Origin of the sequence: Mesorhizobium sp. BR1-1-6 (genome assembly GCF_020165355.1) — a bacterium.
Lineage (GTDB): Bacteria > Pseudomonadota > Alphaproteobacteria > Rhizobiales > Rhizobiaceae > Mesorhizobium.
Genome location: NZ_JAIUHZ010000026.1, coordinates 1 through 23957 on the forward strand (window position 1 = coordinate 1; position 23957 = coordinate 23957).

A 23957-nucleotide genomic window follows, 5' to 3' on the forward strand; every position below is an offset into this window, starting at 1 on the left:
GGCTTCCAGGCTCTTCCCGCCAGCAGCTTCACCATCGGTGGCGCCGAGCCCAACCGCAACGCCCTGCTCGTCGACGCCGGCGCCCAATACACCTCTCCCTCCGGCGTCTTCGCCGCAGCCACCTTCCAGGGCGAGTTCTCCGGCAACGTGAAGAGCTATTCCGGCAAGCTCAAGCTCGGCATCACCTGGTGAACGATGGTGTCCATGGCCCTACGAAGTTGCAGGCGGACAAACAATACCCGTGGCCATCGGGGCAGCCGAGATGCGGTCGATTTTGCCGGTCGGGTTGGACCGTCTGAGGGCAAAGAATCGGTTTTAAGATCCTCCAATTCGGGGGATTCCGGGAGCCGGGCAGATGGGTAGAAAAGTCGATGTCACGCGGACTCGCTTGACGGCTGCCCTGCTTGGGCAAACCTGTCTGTCGACGTCGGGAACACGCCTGACGCTGGCATCCTTCTAACAGCAGGCACGCTGTGGACAGCGTTTCCGGCAAGAGCCACCGACTGGATTGTCCAAGACGAGACGGATCTCAGGAGTGCTATCATCCACGCCCACGACGGCGACAGCATCACGTTCACCCATGGACAGCACCTTGCGTGCCAACCTGCCGATCATGCAGAAGGACGTGACCGTCATCGGCGGCAACCACACGCTCTCCGGCGACAACCAGCATTGTAGCGTATTCGTGCAGTCCGGCAACGTCGCGATCAACGATCTCACCATCGCCAATGCCAAGGCACTGGTCGGCAAGGGCGGCGACGGTGCGGTCGATGTCGGCCTCGACTGGGCGGTGGCGGCGGCGGTAGCGGTACAGCTGGGTCCGACGGTTTTGGCGGCGGCGGTAGCGGACTGGGCGGGACCGGTGGCTGCTGCAATGGCGGCGGCGTTGGCACAGTGGCTGCGCACGGTGGCTTCGCCGGCGGCAATAGCAACAGCAACGACCGCAATGTTGGTGGCGCATTGCGGTGCCGGCAGCATTGCTGGCCGTGGCGATCTGGCTTGGAGGCGGCGGAAGGAAGGGGAGGCCGGCTCTCTAGCTTGAGCGACTGGGGTGTGCACGTGTATTGCCGGGACAAGCGATATATCCATTGTGCCCCGGCAGTATTGAGGTTGCGAGGCAGAAGCGCTGCTCCACGGTGTTCCGTCGCTTCCTCGCCTCGACATCTATTTGGTGAGATACAACAGTCGCTGAACGACATCTGGAAGGTAAAAACCGACGGCCTGTCGCTTTCGCGCCTGGTGCGGGTGCGTGCGGCAAGTCTCGGCCTGGTTGCCGCACTGGGTTTCGTGCTGATGGTATCGCTGGCGGCAAGCGCAGCGATCACTGCGCTAAGCGAAGTCATCAATCACCACCTGCCGTTCGACGAACTGGTGCTCAGCACGGTCAACACGGTTGTCTCTTTCTTGCTAATTGGGCTGCTTCTTCGCAGCGATCTACAAGCTCTCCCGATACTCAGGGTCGGTGCTCCGGTTCGTCAATATAAAGCGGAACCTATTAAAGGCTCAAAGCTTGTTGGGGGCATGAGCACCCGGGGCATGAACTTCCTCCGCCAATGGCTGTCGAACAACGTTCCGGAGACGGCGAAGGCGGATGTAATCGTCATCAACGAACTGATCCATAAGCTGATCGCGGACGCAAAAGCGCTTGGCATCAAGCGCGACGAGATTGATGAGGAGGTCGGCCGCCTCGATTGCACGATCCGTGATGCGATCGTGCGCGTCGATGCTGATCAGGCGGGCGGAACGGAACGATCTGGCTGACGTTTGTGCCAAGGATCGGCGCGACAGGAGGACTGCATGGCGGCCCCACGAGCAGTTTGGAAAGGGTTTCTGAAAGTCGGGTCCGTGTCGTGCGGAGTGAAGCTTGTGGGTGCAACCAGTGAGGCATCGAAAATCCACTTCAAGATTTTGAATCGGAAAGATGGATTGCCCGTCAAGGCTGCCTATGTTGACGAAGAGACGGGCGATGTCGTCGATAGCGAAAACCAAGTCAAAGGCTACGAGGCAGACGCGGGCGATTTCATCAAGGTCGAACCGGACGAGATCAAAAAGCTCAAGATGACGTCTGAGCACACGCTTGAGGTCGACGAGTTTGTCGCCATCAAGGATATCGAGACGCGCTACCTGGAAAAGCCCTATTACCTGATCCCTGCCGACGGCGCCTCCACCGAGGCCTTCTCAGTGCTGCGCGAAGCGATGGCCAAGAAGGGTGTGGCGGCGCGGTCCTGCGTGGTGCTGTACCAACGCGGGCGCGAAGTCGTGATACAGCCATATGGCAAGGGAATGCTGCTTACCGAGTTGCGGACCCATGACGAAATGATCTCGGAAGAGACCGTATTCAAAGACCTGAAAAGCCACGAATACGATCAGGAACTGCTCGAAATCGCAGGCCTGCTGATCGACAAAAAAGTGACCAAGTTTGATCCGTCGAAATTTGAAGACACCTACGAGGATGCGCTCATCGCGTTGATCGACGCAAAACGCAAGGGCAAGCAGCCGCCCAAACCGGTGCCCCCGCCGAAGGAGAACGTTATCGATCTGGCGTCGGTTCTTCGCAAGAGTCTCGCCAAGGAAGGCATCAAGGACCGTCCCAAAAGCAAAGCCGGGCGAAAATCGGCATAGTCGCGCCATCTGAACGCCGCGCTGTTTAGATTGGCCGGTCGGGCTCGAGGCTTCCGCTCGAGTCAGGAGCAGAGTGTGAAGCTTTTTCAGGTGACGGCGATCCGGCAGCCGCGATGCTGTCCACCATCTCCAGCACAAGATGCGGCGCTGCATGATGAACCATGTGACCCGCACCTGCAACGATGCGTATCATCGAGCCCGGTAAGGCCCTGTGCCGGCGTTGCGAATGATAGCTGGTGTCGAGCAGGCTGTCGGCTTCGCCGGCCATGATACCTATCGTCGCGTTTGTCCTCCCTGCGGTCTTGGGGGCTAATGCGGCAACGGGGATCAGCAGACCAGACTCCGCCGCGGTCGTTCGCAGGTGAGACGGTGCAGTGACCAGACCTCGCAAGGCCTCGGAAAACTCTGGCGGGACAAGTTGCGGCCTGAACAGGCGGCGCATCAACACGGGCCAGATCAGCCTGACGACGGGCGGCAGGACGGTGTGGCAGATAATGGTTCCCACGATCGGCAGTGCCGGCAGGGCGGCAAGCAGGGCATCGAACCTGGGGGAAGGGAAATGATAGCCGGAGAGGAGAACCGCGCCACCAATCTCGTCCGGATACCGGGCCGCCCACTGGAGGGAGACCGATGCCCCCCAGGAATGGCCAAGAACGATAGGATTGTCTGCCCCGATCCTCTGCGTGGCGCTCCGGAGCAGATCCGCTTGGGCCGCGGCGGTCCACAGACGATCGCGCGGTCGTGTACTGCCGCCAAATCCTGGACGGTCGAAGACAATGACGCGATAACGCTTGGCTGCCTTGTCTACCAGGCCGCTGGTTTGAAAATCCTCAGCGGCGGAACCGTTCCCGTGCAGGAGAACCAGGTCCCTGCCGCTTCCAGCCTCGACATATCGAAGGCGGACACCGTCGACCTCTATGGTCCTTCCTTTCGCGCGGACGGAAAGCGCTTGCTTGGTCGCTGCTCGATTGTTCAACGCTAGCAAGGCCACCGCCGCAACCAGGCCGCCGACCCAGACGCGTGATGATCGTTTCAGTGAGAATTGAAACCGGAAAGACAAGCTGCCGTGCTCCTTGCATAGGTTGAGGCGACTGGCGAATCCGCTGGGACGTCGCACCCCAAAGGCTCACCATTTTTCGCCATCCGAACCGAGACGCCACACGGTTGTTCCGGGCCCCTGATCGCCTGACCTTCGAACGAGGCTACGGGCTTACCTCGGCCCAGGGCTCTTCGAGATTGTGCCCGCGGAAGGTCAAATGACAGCCGGAGGAGGCGTTAGTCTTGCCAGCCGTTTCCACAGACTGGATAGCCAAAGAGCGCCGGTGACGAGTAACCCTTAGGCTCCAAACCTGGCGACGTGCTCGCGTTCAACTCGCACGATCAACCCTCGCAGGGGGTCTGTAAATCTAAGGGAGCTAAAAAAGTTTTGGCTAATGGAACATCGCGCGGTTCAGCGTGTTTGCTTTCGACGAAAATGGAGAAATCAGGCCGTGAACAGCGTCATTTATCTGATAGGCCTCGTTGTAGTCGTGCTGGCAATTCTCTCCTTCCTCGGTTTTCACTAGGAGCCATTATGCAACGCGAAGGCGATCCAGGACGTCCAGCATCCGATTTCGATACGGCAAAGAGCGAGCTCTCCGACCGGCTCCAGGAAGAAACCCAAAATGCCACCCGGTTAATTCACGACGCCAGTGACGAAGTCGTAAGCAAAGCTGGCGAGTACACGTCTGAAGCGCAGGAGGCGTTGTTAGGGAAGGCGCAGGAAACGCAGCGCGACATGAGCGCGAGCTTAGCTGCTTTTGGGGGCGCGCTGCGGGCGGCAAGTGAGCATCTGGCCAACAGCGATCAAGCCACCGTTTCGAAGGTCGTGCTTACTGCCGCTGGCGGGCTGGAGCGCCTCTCGTCCTCGTTGCGCGACAAACCAGTCGAACAAGTGTTAGGCGAGGTCAGGTCATTCGGGCGCGAAAACTCTGGAGTGCTTATCGCCGGCTCGGTTCTCGCCGGTTTGGCTCTGGGACGCTTCATCAAAAGCTCGCCACCCGCTGATTCGAGCGAAGCGGACGGTCGGCTGAAAAGCAGTAGCGCCCCAAAGACTGTGAGGCGCCCGAAGACCACAGGCAGCTCTCCACGGGACGACCTCACGTCATAACGAATGCAGCCACTTTCTTGGCCGAGCACGGAGCATGACCGATGAACAACGATCAGGACGGCCGCAGTCTCGCGAGCCTTGTGAGCGACCTCACACAGCAAGTGACGACCCTGCTACAGACCGAAACAAGGCTTCTGCGGGCCGAAATATCCGAAAACGTCAGCAAAGCCGGGCACGGCGCGGTCGAAGTCGTAGGCGGTGCCGTGTGCTTGCTGGCATCGCTGGTGGTACTGCTCCAAGCCCTCGTGATCGCTTTGGCGAAGGCAGGGCTTGGGGCAGGGTGGGCCTCGCTGCTCGTCGGTGTCGTCGTGGCGATCCTGGGGGTGATTCTCCTTCGCACGGGAATGGCCGGCATTGCGCCTTCCGGATTGGCTCCTGACCGCACACAAGAACAACTCAAGAGCGATGCGCGTGTGATCAAAGGACAAATGAGATGAGCGAGAAATCGGCAGCCGAACTCGAACGCGAAGCCGAGATTGCCCGCGCAGCGGTCGTCGATACCGCCGAATCCATCCGCAGCAAAATGACACCCGGTCAGTTGATCGACGAGTTCACCGGGTTGTTTGCTGGCGGCGCAGGGACCGCCGCCCTCAGCAGATTCCAGACCCAAGTCAGCGACAACCCTTTGGCCCTGATGCTGGTTGGAACCGGCCTGGCTTGGCTGATGCTTGGCAGCGGTGCTTCGGCGGGTGGCTCTCCTGCAACCCAGGCTGTCAACAATCAGGCCGACACGGATGGGGGGACGTTCGGGGTCAGCGATGTGACGGGGGCTGCGGAAGGGCTGAGTTCCGGACAAGAGATCCCCAATGGTGGACCATCGGCGGTCGCAGAGATGCTCTCGGATGCCGGCGGTACCGTTGGCGCGAATGCGAGCAATGCAAGCGAAGCGGTGGCAACTGCGGCTGGCGAGACCAAGGATAAGGTTGTAAACACCGTGGGGCAGCTTGGCTCCAGTGCGGGTGATATGGTTGTGCAGGCGAGTCGAACCGCGCAGGAACTATTTGAGCGCGAACCACTGGCACTTGCCGTCCTCGGCCTGGCGGCGGGTACGGCTATAGGCGTGCTTCTGCCTCGCACAGCCATGGAAGACGAGCAACTCGGCGGCTATCGCGACAAACTACTTGGCAGCGCCAACAGTGCTTTAGAGGACAGCGTGGAGCAAGCGAAAGAGATCGCTGCCGAAGCTTACGAGACAGTCAAGAGCGAGGCGGACCGGCAGGGCTCGAGCGGCACCGCCGACACGTTAGCCGGTAAGGTCGGTGAGGTCGTCAAGGCCACCGCAAAAACTACCGAAAAGGCTGTTCGAGATCGACTTCCCGAATCGGATCAGTCCTCCACGGCCAAGCCCTAAAGCCATCTGCAGGGTGCCAGGGCAGCGGTCAAATTGAACTTAGAGACACCCGTCGTGAACAAAACCGCGCGCCGACGGTTTGATTGCATGGAAACTGAGACACTGGTCGGCTATCTCGCGGCACTATGTTCGATGGTGAGCTTTACGCCGCAAGCCTGGAAGATCATAAAGACGCGAGACACGGGCAGTATCTCCGCGCCTATGTATGCGATTACGGCAGCAGGGTTCGCCCTCTGGCTCATCTTCGGGTCCATGAAAGGCGAGTGGCCGATCATCATCACAAACGCCGCCTGTCTCGTTCTCTCGGCATTCATTCTTCTGATGACGCTCCTTCCTCGCGCGAAGAAGGACGCGGTCGCGGACGTGCTGGATCCCGCTGCCTCAAGGACTGAGCGATGATCTTCGTTTGGTTGCGTTCTGAGGTTTACGAGGCGCTCAGCGGTGGCAGCCAGGAATGACGCGCTCATGTCGGGAGTTCTCTTGTGGTTTCAGACGATGAAATCCGTCCTGGCGAATCATACGACTGCCTGGTCATCGGCGGCGGACCGGCCGGCCTGACCGCCGCGACCTACCTGGGGCGTTTTCGGCGCCGGATCGTCCTTGTGGATGCCGGCCAAAGCCGCGCAAAGTGGATACCGGTAACCCACAACTGTCCCGGGTTTCCTGACGGTATTGCCGGTGTTGAGCTGCTTGATCGTCTGCGGCAGCAGGCACTGCTGAGCGGAGTCGATCTCGTGGACGATACGATCCACGACATTAAGCGGGGTGGGACCGATTTCATCGCCACGGCATCGGTTCCCATTCGGGCTCGCGCGGTGCTCATGGCCACCGGTATTGTCGATACGCTTCCAGACACGCCCGACGCCGCCGATATGATCAAGGCCGGCACGTTGCGGCTGTGTCCGATCTGTGACGCCTACGAGGTCATCGACGGACGGGTTGCGGTGATGGGCCCGGCAGATCACGCAATGAAGAAGGCGTTGTTTATGCGAAGCTACACAAGTGACGTCACCATGTTGGTGGAGACGACAACTCGACTCGACCCCGCCGCCGACGCCTTGCTCAAAAAGGCTGGAATCAAGGTGCACGCGTGCCTCCCGGGCTCGATCCGCTCTGCCGGCCATCAGGCGACCATCAGGCTCGTTGCCGGAAACACGCTGTCTTTCGATACCATCTATCCCGCATTGGGCTGCACGATGCGATCGAAGCTGGCCACCAACCTCGGCGCGGAATGTGACGAAATCGGCAATCTTGTCGTGGATTCGCGCCAGCGAACCGCAATTGCGGGCCTCTACGCCGCAGGCGATGTGGTTGACGAAATCAACCAGGTCGCGGTCGCCTTCGGACACGCGGCGATCGCCGCAACCGATATGCACAGCTATCTTGCGCAAAACGAGTGAACAGGTCCGCCCTCGTTCAGTCGTACAGGATGGCGCGTGGCGCAGCCCTCGCGGGGATATTCGTCGCTTCCCCGGCATCCTGGTGCCCCATTGGCGCCGTAAGAGCCTCAATGCGGCATTGGCGAGACAACACCAATTGTGTGCGCATTCAGGCACTGCCGTCGATGCCGCTTATTCGCAACCGACGGGGTGCCGGCGTCTGCTGGGGAAAAACGGCGGAACAAACAAGGAGCCGCCTCGTTTGAACGGGGTGCCGCCCGGCGCGCTTTCAAGCAGGAGATGAGGATGGCAACCAAGAAAGCTTCGCAGACAAAGGGACTTGAGGATCTCTTCCACGACGGCTTGAAGGATATCTACTACGCTGAGCGCAAAATCCTTTCCGCCTTGAAGAAGATGGCGAAGGGAGCTGAATCCGAAAAGGTGATTGCTGCCTTTGAGAAGCATCGCGATGAGACGGAAGGCCAGATCGAGCGTCTGCAGCAGGTGTTCGAGATCCTCGGCAAGCGGGCACAGGGAAAGACCTGCCCGGCAATCGACGGCATCATAAAAGAAGGGCAGGAGATCCTGGAGGATTTTCAACAGGCTCCAGCCCTGGATGCCGGGCTCGTGGCCGCCGCGCAAGCCGTCGAGCATTATGAGATCGCCCGTTATGGAACGCTGATCACCTGGGCCGGTTTGCTTGGGCTGAAAAACGCCGTTCCGCTGCTTGAACAGTCGCTCAAGGAGGAGAAGGCGACCGATGAAGCACTGACGCAACTCGGGGAGGCCGGTGTGAACGAGAGAGCGATGCAAAAGGCGGCCTAGATAGCCGCACTGGATCACGCCGAGGAGGTCCGTCATGGATGTCCGGCAATTGATGGCGCTTGACCAAGCAGCGGCCGCGCCTATGTCCGCGGAACCGGCGTCGAGCAAAAGACAGCTCCTGTTCGAACGTCGCACCAAAGCTGTTGAGATCGATGAGATCGACCCAGGCGACGGCCGGGTGATCAACCATGATGGCGAGCAACTCGCTATCAGCGAGGCGGCAGACGGTTCGATTGCCGGCTGCATCGACGGTTGGAACCCGGTCGACCGGACATGGTACTGGTCCTGCCACAAATGGGCCTTCGACGAACAAGACGTGCTTCCGGCAAACAGGCCGCCGGAGGCTCGAGCGCCGGTGCTGGCCGGGCTCTAGGGATGAAGATCCTTGTCACCGGCGCTACAGGTTTGATAGGCGCCTCACTATGCGCGCGCCTGGAGGCGGAGGGACACGAAGTACGGCGCGTGCTCCGCCGCTCCCGACCTGCCGGCTCTTCGAAAAGTTCGGACGTCATTTTGGACATGACGGAGGCGGTCCGACCGGAGGACTGGAGTTCCCCTCTTTCAGGCGTCGATGCCGTCGTCAACTGCGCCGGCGTTCTGCAGGACAACGCGCGGGAAAAGGTTCAGGAGGTCCATGCCATCGCCGCTTCCGCTCTCTTCAGGGCCTGCGAACGGGCCGGCATCAAGACGGTCATCCACTTCTCGGCGATCGGTGTCGACCGCGATCAGCCGTCCGCCTTCTCCGCCAGCAAGCTGGCCGGCGACAAGGCATTGATGGCGCTCGATGTCGGCTGGGTGATCCTGCGTCCCTCGGTGGTGCTGGGGCGCGGCGTCTTTGGCGCAAGCGCATTGTTGCGTGGGCTGGCCGCGCTGCCATTGTTGCTGGCCATGCCCAATACCGGCCGCCTGCAAGTCGTTCAGCTCGATGACATTGTCTCCACCGTTCTTTTCTTCCTCCAGCCCGCGAGTCCTACTCGCTTGACGCTGGAACTTGCGGGGCCGGAGGCACTCACCATGACAGAGCTCATCAGTCGTTACCGCCAGTGGTTCGGATGGAAAAAGGCAACCGTATTCACCGTGCCTGGCTGGGCGGCGAGAGGCCTCTATCGTCTGGGCGATCTGGCTGGATGGCTCGGCTGGCGACCGCCGATCCGCAGCAATGCGCAAAAAGAAATCACGCGAGGCGCTGTCGGTGATCCGCAGCCTTGGATCGCGACGACAGGCATTCACCCGGCAAGCCTCGCATCAGCATTGGCGGCAGATCCGGCAACGGTCCAGGAGCGATGGTTTGCCGGGCTCTATTTCATCAAGCCGGCGATCTTCGTTGTGCTGCCATTCTTCTGGATCATGACCGGCATCATCTCGCTCACGACAGGCTGGCGTAATGGCGTCGAACTGCTGATCGGCACTGCGGTGGCGCCCCACGCCGAGGCCGCGGTCGTGGCCGGTGCAATCGCCGACGCGGCTGTCGGCGCGCTAATTGCCTTCCGGCCGACAAGCCGCCCGGGTCTTTGGGGTGCGATCGCGATCTCGCTGTTCTATGCCATCGCCGGCACCATCCTGCGTCCGGATCTCTGGAACGAGCCACTCGGCCCGCTGATGAAGATCCTGCCGATCCTCGCTTTGCACTTCGTTGCGCTGGCGATCCTGGAGGAGCGCTGATGCTTTATTTCGTGGTCAAATATCTGCACGTCATCGGCGCAGCCGTGCTGCTTGGGACAGGGGCGGGGATCGCCTTCTTCATGCTCCTCGCCCACCGGACCGGCAATGCCGCAACGATCGCGGCAGTTGCCCGCATCGTGGTTGTCGCTGATTTCCTCTTTACCGCGACTGCCGTCGTCGCGCAGCCGATCACCGGGGTAGCCCTTGCCTGGCAGGCTGGCTATTCACTGAGGGAGGGATGGATCGTGCTGTCGATTGTGCTTTATGTCGTGACCGGCCTGTTCTGGCTGCCGGTTGTTTGGATGCAGATGGAGATGCGCAATCTGGCGGCGCGCGCCGCCACATCTGGCGACCCGCCGCCGGAGCGATACAACAAGCTGTTTCGGTTGTGGTTTGTCTTCGGCTTCCCAGCCTTCGCCGCCGTGCTCGCCATCTTCTGGCTCATGATCACGCGTCCCCTCATCGATTTGTTCGATTGACGGTGACGATGGTTTCGCTGGCCGAGTGATGGGCAGCAGGTGAGTTCCGCCAACACGGCTTCTTCACCCTGAGCAGAGGCGCGACGCCATAGAGTGCTTTCCCCCGGGATTGGCGGCACGGGAGAAAGCGTTGGCGTCAGCCCTGAGCTGAAAGGTGTCACTAGGCGCGAGCGCCGTTGCCGTCTGACCCCCTGGCGCGACTGGAGCCCTGGGTAGAACCGATCTGTTCGCTCTGTGCTCCGCTGTCCGCGCGGGGGGAGCCAAGCATGGGTTCCTCACCCATCGGCTGGCCCGGGACGGTCGTGAACTCTCCGTTGCCATCAATGGATTTGCCGCTCGACCAACGGCCCTCGGGCGGCGGCACGCCGTCGACGAAACAGTTGACGAATGCATAGCTGACGTCGCGAAGTTCCTGTTCCTGGGGGAAGGAATTGGGAACCGGCAGTGAAGCCGCGAGCCCGCCCATGTCCTCGATGGCTGCTAACCATTGCTGCTGGTGCATCGTGTCGCGGGCGATCAGGAACGACAGCATCTCCTTCATGCCGGGATCGTCGGTCATATTGTAGAGGCGTGTGGCAAGCACTCTGCCACTGCTTTCCGCCGTGACATTGGCGATCATGTCGGCGGCGAGATTGCCGCTGGCGTAGACGTGTGAAGCATTGAAGGGCACGCCGTTTGAATTTTCCGGCAATGCCGCGAGTCCGGTGGAAAGGATGTGGCGGAAGTTCATGCCGTTCAACACGGAGCCGCCGATCGTATCGGCTGAAATGTCTTCTTGCAAAGACAGCGGCGCCCCTTCCAGATTCAACGCCACGGCCGTCGCGAGCATCTCGATGTGGGCGAGTTCCTCAGTGGCGGTGTTCAGCAGCAGGTCCCGATACTTGCTTGGGCCGCGCGCGCCCCAGGCCTGGAAGAAGTACTGCAGCGCAACTCGTATCTCGCCTTCGACGCCACCGATCGCCTGCTGCAAAGCACGAGCAAAGATCGGGCTGGGCGTTTCCACGCGCACAGGGAATTGCAATTTCTTGTCGGTGTAAAACATCTCATATTATCTCCGTTGATCTCGCCCAACCGACCGCAGAACCAGATGTTCCTTCTGTTCGACAGTATTTATCCTGACCATGTCGAGTTGGACGCGCGTGCGCGAAACGTGTGCAATCCGCTTCGGCAGGGCGCGGTTGTTTGGCGCAAGACCAAGATGAAGCGATCCGCGGGGTGATCGCCTTCACCCCGCCCTCAAGGCGGCCCTGGTGCCCGGTTCGTCCCCCCTCATGGACCCCTCATGGCGTCAAGCAGCTTGGAAAGAAACGCTGCTAACGCTTGTTCAGGCTGAGCCGCCTCTTCGCTCAACATTTCGATGCCCCATCGACCCAGCACCGCCTCCTGGACGACGCTCGGGCTAGGCATGAATACGAACGATCTGGGGCGGTCGGTCTCATAGCCGGACAGCCTCCAGGTCTGCCACAGGCGGTGCAAAAGCAGGCGGATGTTCATATCCGACTGCTGTAGCCGATGAAAAGGATCGTCCGCCCCAATGCATCCGCGCGGAATTTCACATCCAGGGGTGAATCGAAGGACAGCCGGTCGAAATAGTCGGTCTCGGCCAGAATGAGGGAGGAGTCGTCGTCGAAGTCGCCGTGGTATTTGACGATCTGGGTGATACCGTTGCTGGCTTTGGCGATGTCTTTTGCGTTTGCGACCTTCACGTAGTCGCGGCTATGGACCTCGAAGGCGACCTCAAGGTTGCGATCGTAGTTGGTCGTGTAGATGATCGGGAAGTCCAGTGCCACGATCAGGCGGTGGATCTCCGAACGTCTCACTTTCTCACGCGAGACACTCCAGTTCCGATCCATCCAGCTTCGCAGCGGTCCGATGGTGCCCCGCTTCAACCGGTAGAACTCCGCCAGGGTCTGGTAGCTGACGTCCGACGGCGCGATGATGCCGTGATCGATGCCCAGGTCCTCGACCAGATGATCAATGAGCTTACGCCAGGAGGGCAGGCCGACACTCATTGACACGCCAGCCCCAACGAACAGGATCGCGCGCCGCTCCCTGACGGAACGCGCGAGCTCCTCGATGGGGGAAAGCATGGACAAACCTCTGACCGATAATCATCCCAACTACCGGGACGGTCGCCGGTTCCATTCTCGTGCAGGCGGTGACCCGCCGTGGGGTTTGCGACGCGCCGGGGAACAATCATCCGCATGGGGTTCGTAACGGGCGCAGCCGGAACAAAGCATTGTGCTCGCGGTTTAGCTCCGGCGCCGATCGCCAGCGGAGAAATGCATCAATGACAATCAAGGAGCCGGCACACTCGGGTAGGCTAGCCTGGCCGCACACAGCCAAGCGCGGCATGGACGAGCAGGACAGAAGCCAAGCAGAGGCTCGCGCCAGTCGGCATCCTGAAGCCGATCCTGTCGACGAATCGCGTAGCACCGTGAACTGTAACGAGCTACGGGCAAATCGCCAGACCCGCGAGAGAGCATGATGGCCAGGCCGGCCCCCACCGAACGATCCGGCCCGGTCCAGGATGTGGTAGACGGTGGTCAACACCGAGCGGTCGGCCGAACCTTCGAAAGCTTCTTCATGGCCGGCTTTGAATGTTCCTCCCACAGGCGGAACGACGGTGTCCGGCTCGATCTTGTTCGCGCTACCTCGCACAACATCCATGCCTTGGCGGACTACCGGAGCTGTGCCGAGCTCGGGCTTCGAACGATCCGAGACGGGTTGCGCTGGCACCTGATCGAAACGGCGCCGGGCATCTATGACTGGTCGAGTTGGGCGGCCATGATCGAAGCGGCTCGTGCCGTTGGCGTGCAGGTGATCTGGGATGTTTTTCATTACGGGTCGCCCGATCACATCGATCAGGGATCGCAGGAATTCATCGACGCCTACGCCGCTTTTGCCGCGGAGGCCGTGCGGTTCCATCGCTCCTTCACGGGCACCTCTCCGCTGCTTTGTCCAATCAACGAAATCTCGTTCTTTGCCTGGGCCGTCGAAGTCGGCTACTTCCCGCGTGTCGGCCCAAAGAAGCGCGGATGGTTCAAACGGCATCTCGTTAAGGCAGCGGTCGCGGGCATCCGTGCAATGCGACAGGCCGACCCCGACTGTCGATTCGTCTGGGCTGAGCCGCTGATCCATATCGCGCCTCGCGACGGCAGCCGAGCGGAACAGCAACGCGCGCAGAACGCCCGGCGAGGTCAGTTCGAGGCGTATGAGATGCTGATGGGACAGGTCGAGCCTGAACTGGGCGGCAGCCAAGATCTTGTCGACGTGATTGGCCTGAACTTTTATCCTCACAACCAATGGTATCTAAACGGTCCGACCATTCCCATGGGCCACCATGAATATCAGGCGCTGTCCGAGATGTTGCTCGAGGTCGCTCACAGGTTCCGCAAGCCGATGTTCATTGCTGAAACCGGGTCCGAAGGATCCGCCGGGCCAGCATGGCTGCATTATGTCTGCGATGAGGTCCGCGCCGCGATGAAGCTGGGCGTCCCCATCCAAGGCATTTGCATTTATCCCGTGACAGCCTATCCGGGGTGGGACAATTCCCGCCACGCCGAAGTCGGCTTGTTTTCTACCGTGCACGCGGATGGTTCGCGCAGCATCCGGCAGCCAGTTGCGGACGAGCTGGCGCGCCAGCGCCTTCTGTTCGCGTAAGCCCGGCCATCACGCGTGCAGCATGGGCCTGTCGGGTAGAACGGCATCGCGTTCGGCTTCGTCCGGCAAATGGTTACGGCGCGAGCACAGCAAATGTCGGCGCCTCCAACGAAGCCGAGGCCGGCAGGGTCTTCTGTATCCTCGCGAATGTGGCCAAGGCCTGACCCACCACTTGATCCATGTTGTAATAACGGTAGGTCGCTAGCCGTCCAACGAACCAGACGTTTGGGCAGGCGTCCGCCATTGCCTCGTAGCGTTTGTACAGCTCCTCGTTTTCGGCTCTCGGAACAGGATAATAGGGATCGCCTATATCGGTCGGGTATTCGTAGGTGAGGCTGGTTTTCGGATGCCGTTGGCCTGTCAGATGCTTATACTCCGTGACGCGGGTGTAGTTTTCCGTCTGCGGATAGTTCACCACCGCCACTGGCTGGAATTGTTCGCAATCCACTGTCATATGGTCGAACCGCAAGGAACGGTAAGGCAGACGGCCGAGCCTCCAATCAAAATATTCATCAATCGGCCCAGTATAGATCAGCTGCCGAAAGCCGATCTTGTCGCGTATCTCGCCATAGTCGGTCTGCAGCATCACCTTGATTTCAGGCCTGTCCAGCATCCGCTCGAACATCCGCGTATAGCCGCCGGCGGGCATGTTCTGGAACGTATCGCCAAAATAGCGGTCGTCGCGGGTCGTGCGGGTCGGCACCCGTGCCGTTACGGATTTACTCAGTTGGGACGGATCCACGCCCCATTGTTTGCGAGTATAGCCGCGAAAGAATTTTTCGTAGAGTTCCCTGCCCACGGTGCTGACCACCACGTCTTCGGCGGTTCGGACCTCCTCCACCGTTTCTCGTCGCGAAGCGAAAAATTCTTCCAGTTGCTCGGAGGTGAGATCAAGTCCGTAGAGACGATTGATCGTGTCGAGATTGATCGGAATGGGCAGCAGTTTGCCGTCTACCGAAGAGAGGACGCGATGTTCGTAGGGCCGCCACGCCGTGAACTGCGACAGATAGTCGACGATGGATTGCGCGTTGGTGTGGAAGATGTGGGGACCATAGCGATGGATCAGGAGTCCCGCTTCGTCGTAGCAGTCATAGGCGTTGCCGCCGACATGATTTCTGCGGTCTATGAGCAGGACACTTTCGCGGCGTTGCGATGCAATGCGCTCGGCAAGCACGCTGCCGGCAAAGCCGGCTCCGACGATCAGCCAGTCGAACATTGTCAGGCTCTCCTGCGCAGCGGAACGACAGTTTTCATCGCCTGGACACCCTGGATGTGTGAGGCCATGGCATCCCAAGTACGTTCCCACGACTTGTCGGCGAGGTAGGCATCAACTTCCCTCACCTGCAGGTCTTTGGGGCGGGCCAGCATGCAGCGAAGCTTGATCGCAATATCGTCGGCGTCGACGATCTCGACGAGACCCGCCGCACTGTAGGTGCGAACGACATCGACGATGGCGGTGGAGATCACCGGCAGTCCGGCCGCAAGAAACTCGGGGGTCTTGGTTGGGCTGATGTATCGCGTTGCCTCATTGAGTGCGAATGGCATCCATCCGCCTGCCCAATGACGGAGATAGCTCGGCAGGTCGGCATAGTTCTTGGGACCGAGCCAATGCAAATTGCCTGCCCGTGGCAGGATCGCCGAATCGATCTTGACCACCGGCCCCAGCATGACGAACTGGATGTCGGGCATTGCCGCAGCCGTCTGGCCCACAAGGGCGATGTCGAGCCGTTCATCTATCACGCCGAAATAGCCGACCCTTGGATGGGGAATGCCTGCCTGGTCGGCCGGTTCGTCGCCACCCCCTCTCGCCCTGCTGAAATGAGCAGCATCGATGCTGCTTGGGAACGGAAAGATCGAACGATGCTGACTGCGCTTTGCCTCATAAAGGCTTTGCCCGCCCGTGAAGACCAGATCGGCACGGCCGAACAGCTCCCTTTCCAGCTGTGCCAGTTCCGCGGGCGCGTTCCGGAAGGCGGACAACTCGTCCATGCAATCGTAGATGCACACATTGCAGCGAAGATGGCTGCTGAAGCGCAGCGCCATTGGCGTGTAATACCAGGCAATCAGCCGGTCATGAGGAACCGGCGCGACGAGTTCATTGACGAAACTTCGCTGGATCGCATCCACCTTTGTCGCTGATGTTCCAATGGGGACGACCGGCGTGACAACCCTGATTGCCGGAGCTACGTCGTTCATGCGCATGAAGGGACCGCGGACATCTTCGAAGGCTGGTTCTTCGAAGTAAATTACCTGTTGCTGCCGGGCGGCGAGGGTCATGAGGTGCTGTGGCCTTTGAAATACAAAGTTCCATCGGAGATGTGAAAAGCAGATAAGTACTGAATTATACGCCTGGGAAGTGCTTTTTTTTGTTTTTGAAAGCGCGATGTCCATATATTTTCCCTTTTAATACGAGTTATAACCGCGAAAATTAACGTAGGTTAATTTTTCACGTTGCCATCTGATGCCCATCAGTTCTATCTAACTTGCGATTCAGTAAGTTGTTCCAACGGGATTAATTGACCCGCGTAGGTCGATCGCCGGCCCCGACGATCAGAGGCAGGGTCGCCCGACTGCTTCGCAGGAGGTGTCGGAATGCGGCATGAGATCCGCTGGAATTGGGACTACGGCGGCGCCCTAACGTGGCGCTTTGCCACTTATCCAGCTGTTGAAGGCCAGCGGGAAAATCAACACGTGTTAGCCGACGCTGCTAGAATACGAACGCCTCGAATCAGTTTGTTTGGACCTGGGTGTCGGAAGCTGAGAGAGGCGGTCGAGGTTTGTGGACATGAAGATCAATTTCGAATCGCACGTCTTTCCGTTGTTTCACCCACAGCAGGTGGACGACCTGAAAGACCCTTGTCCCGTATTCGACGGGACGCTTTGGCACATGTTCGGATCGAGCGGCACCGTCACGAGCGAGGAATGGAAGATACTGCACGCCACAGCGCCGGATCCGCGTGGCCCCTGGACCGAGCATGAACCGATCGCCTTGCCGATCACCGGCTCGGGTGTGGCGGCGCCCGGTGTCATCCACGAAGGCGGGGTTTTCCACATGTTCATCCAGACCGAATTCATGAAGTCGGGTGGGCGGTGCGAGCATGCGGTGTCTAATGATGGTTTCCACTGGGTTGTTTTGACGTCGGCGATATTATCCCTGCCGGACACCGATGAAGATGGCATCTACGATCCCCATCCGGCGGTCATCGGCGGCAAGCGCTACATCGTCTACTCGGGAATGCCGAAATTCAGCAGGGTCCCGCAACCCGACGTCTATCTCGCACGCAGCCAGTCCGACTCCTGGTTCGGACCATGGAAGCGCGCTGGCAAGATCCTGGACCACCTGGACGTTCCGCATCACAACGCACGCGAGCATCCCGACTATGAATGGGGCATCGAAGGCGCTCAACTGGTCGAGTTGCCGGATGGACGCGTGCTGCTCAATGCAACCTGCTTCCTGCCCGAGGGGCCGCGCGGCAGCCGCCAGCGTGTATTCTTCGCAATTGCCGATCGCGTCGAAGGACCTTACGTGTCCGTCGGCCCAGTGCTGGATCCGGGCGAGCCGGGAGAGAACGGGCACTCGACTGTGATGATAGAGGGCCGGCAACTGACGCTGTTCTATCAGAGCCGGCGCGAGGCAACGAATCACAGGTGGCGCTATGGGCTGGCCACGTGCGACCTGGATCAGCAGATTTTTTCAAACGTCGCTTAACCCAGCGCGCCCGGAAAGGCGCCATCACCGCGACGGACAACCGTCCCTACGCAGTGCTCGTTTCGATCGAGAGTCGCCCTCGGGGCCGACCGCCGATGCACTGCGCGCGATAGGACGGCTCAACTTATTCGCTGAATCCAAGTGAGCCCGAGGGCGGGATTCGGCACCTGACGCTGTCGGATCGGACGTGGAAGATCTGGCGGCGGTCGCAGCAATAGTGAGCATCCATCCCGAGAGTCCGGCTACTGTCGTGATGGACCGGACGAGGCGACGGGCGCCACTGGAAGCGCGCGCTTGTGTGCGGTGCCGGCGTGCGCTTGAAATATGCGCGTGCGCGCGGCTTCGTCGATCTCTCGACCTTCAAGGAAGTCATCGATTTGATCGTAAGTTACGCCATAGGCATCTTCGTCCGGGCGAAGCGGAATTAGGTTCTCCAGGTCGGCAGTCGGAACCTTGGCAACTAATTGAGGCGGAGCGCCCAGATGCGCCGCCAAGGCGCGAACCCTACGCTTGTTCAACCCGGAAAGAGGAAGGATGTCGGCAGCACCGTCGCCGAACTTGGTGAAGAAACCCATCAGTGCTTCGGCCGCATGATCGGTACCGATGACCAGCCCTCGGGTGGCGCCGGCAAGCGCAAACTGGGCAATCATCCGCTCACGAGCCTTGATGTTGCCAAGCAAAGTGTCCTCTCGGCCGGCATCGCCGAGTTCGGTGCCCGCAAGCTTGATCGAATCCAGCATCGCGTCGGCGGCGGGCTTGATGTCGACCCGGCGCACTTCGTCTGCTTGTATTGTATCCAGTGCCCGCTGCGCGTCGCTCTCGTCGGCCTGTAAGCCGTATGGAAGCCGAACGGCCAGGAATCTGGCCTCATATCCTGCCGTTCGCAGTTCCTCCACCGCCCGTTGCGCAAGAAGAGCGGCGGCAAGCGAATCCACGCCACCGCTTACGCCCAGAACGTAGGTGTTGAGATTCGAGGCACGCAGATAGGTGCCGAGAAAGTCGGTGCGTCGGCGCGCTTCAAGCGCGACGTCAAAACTGGACGAGACTCCCAATGCTTCGATAATCAGTTGTTGGTCGGTCATGCGCAGTTGCCTCCTGACATCATAGCGTTCTGTCCAGTCGCCATACCACAAGGCCGGTGGCAGTCACCGTCTCGGTCTGCCAGCTGAAGCGGTTCTCGAAAAGATCCGATGACGACGCGCCGGTAGCGCAAAAACGGTGATGTACGGGCTCGACGTTGGGTCCCCTTAGGAGAAAAAGGAACAGCGACGAAGAGCCTCACAGGTTCCCGACCTCGCCCGGGATCCTGCTCGGGCTTGGCTCAGGCTGGTTCTTCGAGGGAATCGTTCTGCATCAGTTGCTCCAGTGGCATCATATGGCGACTAGCCGGCTATCCCGCCGGCAGTCTTGAGAACCTTCGGTTCAACACGTCCCTCGATGGCTGGTTCCACGCCGGCACATACGTGTTCGTCGCACTAGGTCTCATTGTGCTATGGCGTGCGACGCGCCAACCTCATCTCGGGTGGTCAGGAAAGTTGCTACTTGCAACGATGCTCATGGGCTTTGGCATATTCAACCTGGTCGAGGGAGTGGACGATCACCAGCTTCTCGGCACACACCATGTCAACGAAACCGTCCCGCGGTCCCAGTGGGTCTACTGGGAGATCGGGTTGTTTGATTTGGGGTGCGCTGATGCTGCTCGGCGGGTGGGCCTTGTCAAACGGCAAGCGGAAATCCCGGCTGTGGCAGCTATGAAGCGTTGGACTCTAGCGCTTATTTCAGTTTGCCTTGGAACCGGATTGTAGCAGCGATGTTATAGACCTCTCGAGAACGCGGGGAAACATCGCACATGCTGACTGCCATTCGATCCTTCTTTGGCCGCAACACCCGGAGGAGGAACGCGGAAGAGCAGACCGATCGAGAACTGCCCATCAGGAAGGAACTCGACACCCTTGAGGCTATCCGCTTGACCGACATGGCCGGATTGGGCTCCTGGTCGCTCCACCGCTAGCCATACCTCTGATATGCCGCTACCATCAGATCGCCCCGAGCGTGCGTGCCGAGCATGTTGAGCCGGCAGCATCAGACCGCGGCACCGGCGGCTTCCAGCGGTTAGCGCCTGCCGTCCGAAGCATGCTCACGGAGGCCGCATCCAGCGATTGAGAGTGTTCGACGGAGTGGCTGGCGTCCATTGCGAAGCCCGAGGCCTTGATGACATAGATCACGCCGGCTTCAGCACCCCCTTGCCAGTTCGACTGCGGCTGACGGGTGATTGCATCCGAAGTCAAGTGTACCGATGCGACGCCGGAAGCGCGCCATCTTGCACGGCTCGCAAGCGATAGCCGTTCGGCCACCGGGAAGATGCGACGGGAGTCTAGATGTTTGGAGTACACGGGCTCCTGCTCCAAGAGCGCGGTGCCCGGGCTCAAGCGGCCAGCCCCGACGACTTAGAGGGCTTGCTTGCACTTTCCCCCGGAGTGCTGGTTGTTACCCATGAAGCCTTGGATCCCAAGGCTATCGGAACCATTGGGGTTTTCCTTCAGGCCCAGCCGAAATTGGTCATCCGCCTGCTGTTTGGTGATGCCGGTGGAAGGCATGGCGCAGTGACGTTGAACTGAAGGCGAACGGGCTCGGTATGAACGGCTCTCGGGCGAGCACGTGAAGGAGTGTGAGACGGGGGACAGGGCGGCCGCCATTGAGGAGGTGCAATCCCGCTCTCATGTCCGGCTTTCCTGGTTCAGGTCCTGGCCTTCCACAATCAACCCGCAAGGGGTTCGCTACGCAAGCGTGCGACCTCTGCGGCTGCGCCTTCAAGGTGACCGCGGCCATGCCCTGAACACGTCGGGCGCCTGTCGAGCGGGGATGGACCCCGCCCAAAGACGGGAGCCAAACGATGTCGCACAATTTCACCCTTGCTCAGCACCATGCCTTCAATCTCGCGCAGACCTTGATGGTCCCGGTCACGCTCTTCCAAGTCGATGGCGAGTTCGGCGTCATGGTGTCGAGCGAATATGACGGTGACGAGGGCACGGTGGTCCACGAATACGATCCCTACGAGTACCGCCCGGCTCACTAAGCGGGGATCGTTGCCTGCCACTTGCGCCCGACAGGGCGCAAGTGAGGCTTCGCCGCGGACACGCCCCGGCAATGACGACGAGGTCAACGGCCTCTACCTGTACGACCCCCCGGGTAGTAAGCCGGTTCACTGAACCGGCTTTCGTCCGGCGTGTCGCTTACGAGCGGCAGGCCGCAAGGGAAGCTGCGCCGCAGCCGGAGCCGCGCCCTTGCGGCCTTTGCTCTTCGCGCCGGTCGCTAAGGTGTTCCGCAAAGTGTGCGGAGAAGATAACTGGATGAAAGGTCGGCCGAAGGCGGCCGGGAGAACAGAATGGAAAAGGCGGATATCGAAGAACTGCGTAGCCGGGTGGGGTGTGATGCCGTGCTGGAGACGGGCGGTTTTGCGATCGACTTGAAGGAAAGCACGCGCCAGGCGATGAAGTACCGCCGCGCCGATGACATCATTATCGTCATCCACAATGGCAAAGGCTGGTTTGACCCGCTCTCCGACGCCAAGGGCGATGTCTATTCGCTGGTTCAGCATCTGGGCGGCTGCGATTTTCTGGAAGCCTTTGTCAAGGTGGCATCCCTGGTCGGCTTCGAGCCCCGCGAGCCGGAATGGAAACGACAATCGCCTGAAACGGAACCTGATCGATCCATACCGGATCGTTGGGCGGCTCGGCGCAAGCCATGGCGCGGATCGGCGACCTGGCGATATCTGCGCGACCAGCGGCACATTCCTGAAGAGGTCATCAGCGCAGCCATCGCCCAGAACCTTCTGCGGGAAGGGCCGTGCGGGAGCATGTGGGCCGCTCATCAGGGCGCCGACGGCGCGGTTACCGGCTGGGAGGAGCGTGGTCCCGAGTGGCGCGGCTTTGCCACCGGCGGCAGCAAGGTCTTGTTCCGTTTCGGGTTCAAACCTGCCACTCGCATCTGCGTGACCGAAGCGGCCGTCGACGCCATGAGCCTTGCGGCGATCGAGAAGATCCGGCGCGATACGCTTTATGTCAGCACCGGCGGCGGCTGGTCGCCGGCCACCGATGGCGCCATTCGCCTGTTAGGGGAACGGCCCGACGCGCGCCTCGTCGCGGCCACCGATGCGAACACGCAGGGTGAGGCGTTCGTGTCGCGGCTGCGTGAGCTTGCCGGTGAACTCTCCTGCGACTTCGAACGTCTGAGGCCGCTCGCCGAGGACTGGAATGCGATGTTGAAGGAGGCGGCAACCGCTTGACCGGGCAGAAAGCGAGCTCCCGCACTTATGGTGCGAGATCGAGGATCGCGAGCCCGACCTTTGTCGTCATCTCAATCTGCAACGGCGCGCCAAGCCGCGACTCGGCCTCCAGCTTTAGCGCTTCGACACCGACCCCTGAGCCTCTGGAGTGTAGATTTCAAGGACAATCCCGCCTGTACGTTCGTCTGCATAAGTTACCTGCAGGCCAGCGAATTTGCCCCGAAACCATTCCAGATCGTCGCTGTGAAGCTTGTGGAGCTCTTCCCTCGTACGCAGCAGGTCTGAGAGGAACTCGATGGTCAGCGACTCTCCGCACACCATGATTCTGTCGACAGGCTCGTCGCCTGTCAGCCGCAGGACCAATCTGCGTTCGTCTCCTCCGTCTGCCAGGATAGCCCGCCCAGCCGAGAGGCGTTGGTCTCTCGTAACTGGCGCACGAGTGCGTCCGCCGTACTGCACTCGCAACAGTTTTGCTGTCTCCGGTGTGTCGGCATCGAGAACTGTTGTTGAGCAATCCAAGACTGGATCCACCGGTGCGGCGCTTCGGCTTCCGTGGCCGTGGGTGCGCCCGTAGCGACAAGGACGAAGGCTAAGACGAGCGTGCGGTTCATCGCCGGAGCCCGGCCATGCGGCCAAAGAGGGGAAGAAAATAAATGGACCCGGCTGCCGCATGCCCGCCTGCCGCGTCAAGTGTGAAGCTTCGCCCGGCTTTGCCGGCACTTGACCCGCCCGGACGGAGAGGCGGCCGCTGGGGAGGGGTCAGGAAGGGCTGAAGATGATGGTGATCCCCGAGGATGCGCCGCGCTCCAGTCCGACGAGGCTGAAGGAGCCCGCCAATGAACCCCTTTTCTCCGATCCGTAAAGTCTACCAGGGTATCGCCGACCCCGGCAGATGTTCCGCATGTTCGATCGCCATGCCCAGCGCTCCAATCGGTTCGAGGATGCCAACGGCAGCCTTTATAGCGGCGAGTGGTTCGAGCTTGCCCAGCCCGAGCATGCCTACATGTTCAACATCCCGCCGCCGCTCTTCATCAAGGGCGAGATGTTCGCCATGCGCGAATTCCTGACAGGCAGCATCACCAGCGTCTTTTTCACGTTAAAAGTCGACGACCGCATGCGGTTCTTCCACGCCTATTGCGACCTTGCCGACAAGGGTTCGCCCGCAAACATGCGAGCGGCGATCGTGGAGCGGGAGAGCCGGCCCGTCCGTGCAATGACACGCGAAGAGCGGATCGAGCATATCTGGAGCGCGAGCCACGATGAATATCGCGGCTATGCCGATTGGCGTTTTCCGCACGCACAGCGCGGCTGGCGGACGGTCCTGTTCTTCGGTCCCGACCGAAGCCGCGACGTAAAGCTGCTTAACGACCTCACCGACGCGGAGATCGCGGCCAAGCTGCCGGTCCATCTCCGCCACCTTCCTTTTGCCGTTGCAGCGTGAGGGGCGGCGATGTTCACGTTTCCGATTGTTGTCGTTCGCAAGGTCATCGATCGAGGTAAGGCGGATGCCGCAATCAACGGCGGAGTCCGCAATCCGTACTATGGCATGAAGCCGAGCGAGGGCGAGATTCCTGGGCTCTGGCTCGTTGGAGACCAGGGCGTCTACATCATGTCAAATGGAAAACTTCCCGATGGCGAGCGCCCGCTCGTCGTCTACTCCGAGGAGTGCCATCCGGTCGGAAATCCGGACTGGTTTCACTACAAGCATCGCCATTTCGGGGGCGATGACAGCATCGAATTCATCAGTGCCGAGCAGTTGCTCCCGATGTGCTGGCCGGTCACGCCTCGCGGCGTGGCCGGCCTTTCTTTTTGTTAACCATAACGGGCTGTCCT

General features: G+C 60.5%; 26 protein-coding genes and 3 pseudogenes. 22 read left to right on the top strand and 7 right to left on the bottom strand.

Annotation, left to right across the window (positions count from 1 at the left end; genetic code table 11):
• From LB545_RS28420 to LB545_RS28435, 4 genes are all read left to right on the top strand, one after another.
• The coding region (locus LB545_RS28420; RefSeq protein ID WP_181172045.1) for a hypothetical protein at positions 1 to 192 on the top strand (192 nt) is incomplete at its 5' end.
• Between the two features lie 388 nt (positions 193 to 580).
• Positions 581 to 1042 carry a hypothetical protein gene (locus LB545_RS28425; protein WP_181172046.1) on the top strand — a complete coding sequence of 154 codons (462 nt, stop codon included), beginning with the start codon at positions 581 to 583 and terminating at the stop codon, positions 1040 to 1042.
• Positions 1039 to 1761, top strand: a complete 723-nt coding sequence (locus tag LB545_RS31240; protein ID WP_411971095.1) for a hypothetical protein — start codon at positions 1039 to 1041, stop codon at positions 1759 to 1761. Before LB545_RS28425 ends, LB545_RS31240 begins: the two co-directional genes overlap by 4 nt.
• Positions 1762 to 1797: 36 nt before the next feature.
• Positions 1798 to 2622 carry a Ku protein gene (locus LB545_RS28435; protein WP_140562330.1) on the top strand — a complete coding sequence of 275 codons (825 nt, stop codon included), beginning with the start codon at positions 1798 to 1800 and terminating at the stop codon, positions 2620 to 2622.
• A gap of 25 nt (positions 2623 to 2647) precedes the next feature.
• On the opposite strand, the gene LB545_RS28440 is transcribed toward LB545_RS28435, so the two are convergent.
• Positions 2648 to 3682 (bottom strand): alpha/beta fold hydrolase, encoded by a 1035-nt coding sequence (locus LB545_RS28440; protein WP_181171903.1) that lies wholly within the window; start codon positions 3680 to 3682, stop codon positions 2648 to 2650.
• Between the two features lie 513 nt (positions 3683 to 4195).
• Between LB545_RS28440 and LB545_RS28445 the strand changes: the two genes are divergently transcribed.
• The 9 genes from LB545_RS28445 to LB545_RS28485 all read left to right on the top strand — a co-directional run bounded on the left by LB545_RS28445 (position 4196) and on the right by LB545_RS28485 (position 10467).
• Entirely contained in the window at positions 4196 to 4771 is a 576-nt protein-coding gene (locus LB545_RS28445) for a hypothetical protein (RefSeq protein ID WP_140584555.1), read from the top strand.
• Positions 4772 to 4812: 41 nt separating this feature from the next.
• Positions 4813 to 5208, top strand: coding sequence for a phage holin family protein (locus LB545_RS28450; protein WP_140562324.1), 396 nt, complete (start codon positions 4813 to 4815; stop codon positions 5206 to 5208).
• The gene (locus LB545_RS28455; RefSeq protein ID WP_140562322.1) at positions 5205 to 6122 is read left to right on the top strand and encodes a hypothetical protein; all 918 of its coding nucleotides are present in this window, start codon (positions 5205 to 5207) and stop codon (positions 6120 to 6122) included. The genes LB545_RS28450 and LB545_RS28455 overlap by 4 nt, the downstream gene beginning before the upstream one ends.
• Positions 6123 to 6176: 54 nt before the next feature.
• Entirely contained in the window at positions 6177 to 6521 is a 345-nt protein-coding gene (locus tag LB545_RS28460) for a SemiSWEET family sugar transporter (RefSeq protein WP_224656178.1), read from the top strand.
• 83 nt (positions 6522 to 6604) lie between these two features.
• Positions 6605 to 7522 (top strand): NAD(P)/FAD-dependent oxidoreductase, encoded by a 918-nt coding sequence (locus LB545_RS28465; protein ID WP_224706175.1) that lies wholly within the window; start codon positions 6605 to 6607, stop codon positions 7520 to 7522.
• Positions 7523 to 7807: 285 nt separating this feature from the next.
• Complete coding sequence (locus LB545_RS28470; RefSeq protein ID WP_140562320.1) at positions 7808 to 8326, top strand: ferritin-like domain-containing protein; 519 nt, start codon at positions 7808 to 7810, stop codon at positions 8324 to 8326.
• 34 nt (positions 8327 to 8360) lie between these two features.
• Positions 8361 to 8699, top strand: coding sequence for a hypothetical protein (locus LB545_RS28475; protein WP_140584556.1), 339 nt, complete (start codon positions 8361 to 8363; stop codon positions 8697 to 8699).
• 2 nt (positions 8700 to 8701) lie between these two features.
• A complete protein-coding gene (locus LB545_RS28480) occupies positions 8702 to 9988 on the top strand; it encodes an SDR family oxidoreductase (protein WP_140584557.1) in 1287 nt (428 codons plus the stop codon).
• On the top strand, positions 9988 to 10467 hold the full coding sequence (locus LB545_RS28485; protein ID WP_140630190.1) for a DUF2269 family protein: 480 nt from the start codon (positions 9988 to 9990) through the stop codon (positions 10465 to 10467). Before LB545_RS28480 ends, LB545_RS28485 begins: the two co-directional genes overlap by 1 nt.
• Before the next feature lie 160 nt (positions 10468 to 10627).
• Here the strand turns inward: LB545_RS28485 and LB545_RS28490 are convergent, their stop codons facing one another.
• Both LB545_RS28490 and LB545_RS28495 read right to left on the bottom strand, forming a co-directional pair.
• The gene (locus LB545_RS28490; protein WP_140584559.1) at positions 10628 to 11509 is read right to left on the bottom strand and encodes a manganese catalase family protein; all 882 of its coding nucleotides are present in this window, start codon (positions 11507 to 11509) and stop codon (positions 10628 to 10630) included.
• Between the two features lie 227 nt (positions 11510 to 11736).
• Positions 11737 to 12557, bottom strand: a pseudogene (locus LB545_RS28495) (SIR2 family NAD-dependent protein deacylase).
• A 394-nt stretch (positions 12558 to 12951) separates the two neighbouring features.
• On the opposite strand from LB545_RS28495, the gene LB545_RS28500 reads away from it, so the two are divergent.
• Positions 12952 to 14130, top strand: coding sequence for a beta-glucosidase (locus tag LB545_RS28500; RefSeq protein ID WP_224706176.1), 1179 nt, complete (start codon positions 12952 to 12954; stop codon positions 14128 to 14130).
• A 73-nt stretch (positions 14131 to 14203) separates the two neighbouring features.
• On the opposite strand, the gene glf is transcribed toward LB545_RS28500, so the two are convergent.
• A complete protein-coding gene (gene glf / locus LB545_RS28505; RefSeq protein WP_140584560.1) occupies positions 14204 to 15346 on the bottom strand; it encodes a UDP-galactopyranose mutase in 1143 nt (380 codons plus the stop codon).
• Positions 15347 to 15348: 2 nt separating this feature from the next.
• Positions 15349 to 16407: a glycosyltransferase family 1 protein gene (locus tag LB545_RS28510; protein ID WP_224706177.1), complete on the bottom strand. Its 1059-nt coding sequence runs from the start codon at positions 16405 to 16407 to the stop codon at positions 15349 to 15351.
• Between the two features lie 508 nt (positions 16408 to 16915).
• Between LB545_RS28510 and LB545_RS28515 the strand changes: the two genes are divergently transcribed.
• Positions 16916 to 17839: a hypothetical protein gene (locus LB545_RS28515; protein ID WP_140584562.1), complete on the top strand. Its 924-nt coding sequence runs from the start codon at positions 16916 to 16918 to the stop codon at positions 17837 to 17839.
• Positions 17840 to 18081: 242 nt separating this feature from the next.
• Here the strand turns inward: LB545_RS28515 and nadE are convergent, their stop codons facing one another.
• Positions 18082 to 18921, bottom strand: a complete 840-nt coding sequence (gene nadE / locus LB545_RS28520; RefSeq protein ID WP_140584563.1) for an ammonia-dependent NAD(+) synthetase — start codon at positions 18919 to 18921, stop codon at positions 18082 to 18084.
• 155 nt (positions 18922 to 19076) lie between these two features.
• On the opposite strand from nadE, the pseudogene LB545_RS28525 reads away from it, so the two are divergent.
• From LB545_RS28525 to LB545_RS28545, 5 genes and pseudogenes are all read left to right on the top strand, one after another.
• Positions 19077 to 19594: pseudogene (locus tag LB545_RS28525) on the top strand (DUF2243 domain-containing protein).
• A 94-nt stretch (positions 19595 to 19688) separates the two neighbouring features.
• On the top strand, positions 19689 to 19850 hold the full coding sequence (locus LB545_RS28530) for a hypothetical protein (protein ID WP_181167365.1): 162 nt from the start codon (positions 19689 to 19691) through the stop codon (positions 19848 to 19850).
• Between the two features lie 367 nt (positions 19851 to 20217).
• The gene (locus LB545_RS28535; protein ID WP_181171902.1) at positions 20218 to 20457 is read left to right on the top strand and encodes a hypothetical protein; all 240 of its coding nucleotides are present in this window, start codon (positions 20218 to 20220) and stop codon (positions 20455 to 20457) included.
• Positions 20458 to 20732: 275 nt separating this feature from the next.
• Positions 20733 to 20915, top strand: coding sequence for a hypothetical protein (locus LB545_RS28540; protein WP_140584564.1), 183 nt, complete (start codon positions 20733 to 20735; stop codon positions 20913 to 20915).
• A gap of 309 nt (positions 20916 to 21224) precedes the next feature.
• Entirely contained in the window at positions 21225 to 22124 is a 900-nt protein-coding gene (locus tag LB545_RS28545) for a DUF3991 and toprim domain-containing protein (RefSeq protein WP_140584565.1), read from the top strand.
• A 114-nt stretch (positions 22125 to 22238) separates the two neighbouring features.
• Here the strand turns inward: LB545_RS28545 and LB545_RS28550 are convergent, their stop codons facing one another.
• Entirely contained in the window at positions 22239 to 22487 is a 249-nt protein-coding gene (locus LB545_RS28550) for a hypothetical protein (RefSeq protein WP_140584566.1), read from the bottom strand.
• 473 nt (positions 22488 to 22960) lie between these two features.
• Between LB545_RS28550 and LB545_RS28555 the strand changes: the two are divergent.
• Both LB545_RS28555 and LB545_RS28560 read left to right on the top strand, forming a co-directional pair.
• Positions 22961 to 23565, top strand: a pseudogene (locus LB545_RS28555) (DUF1419 domain-containing protein).
• A 9-nt stretch (positions 23566 to 23574) separates the two neighbouring features.
• A complete protein-coding gene (locus tag LB545_RS28560) occupies positions 23575 to 23940 on the top strand; it encodes a DUF3085 domain-containing protein (RefSeq protein ID WP_140584568.1) in 366 nt (121 codons plus the stop codon).
• Positions 23941 to 23957: the final 17 nt, after the last annotated feature.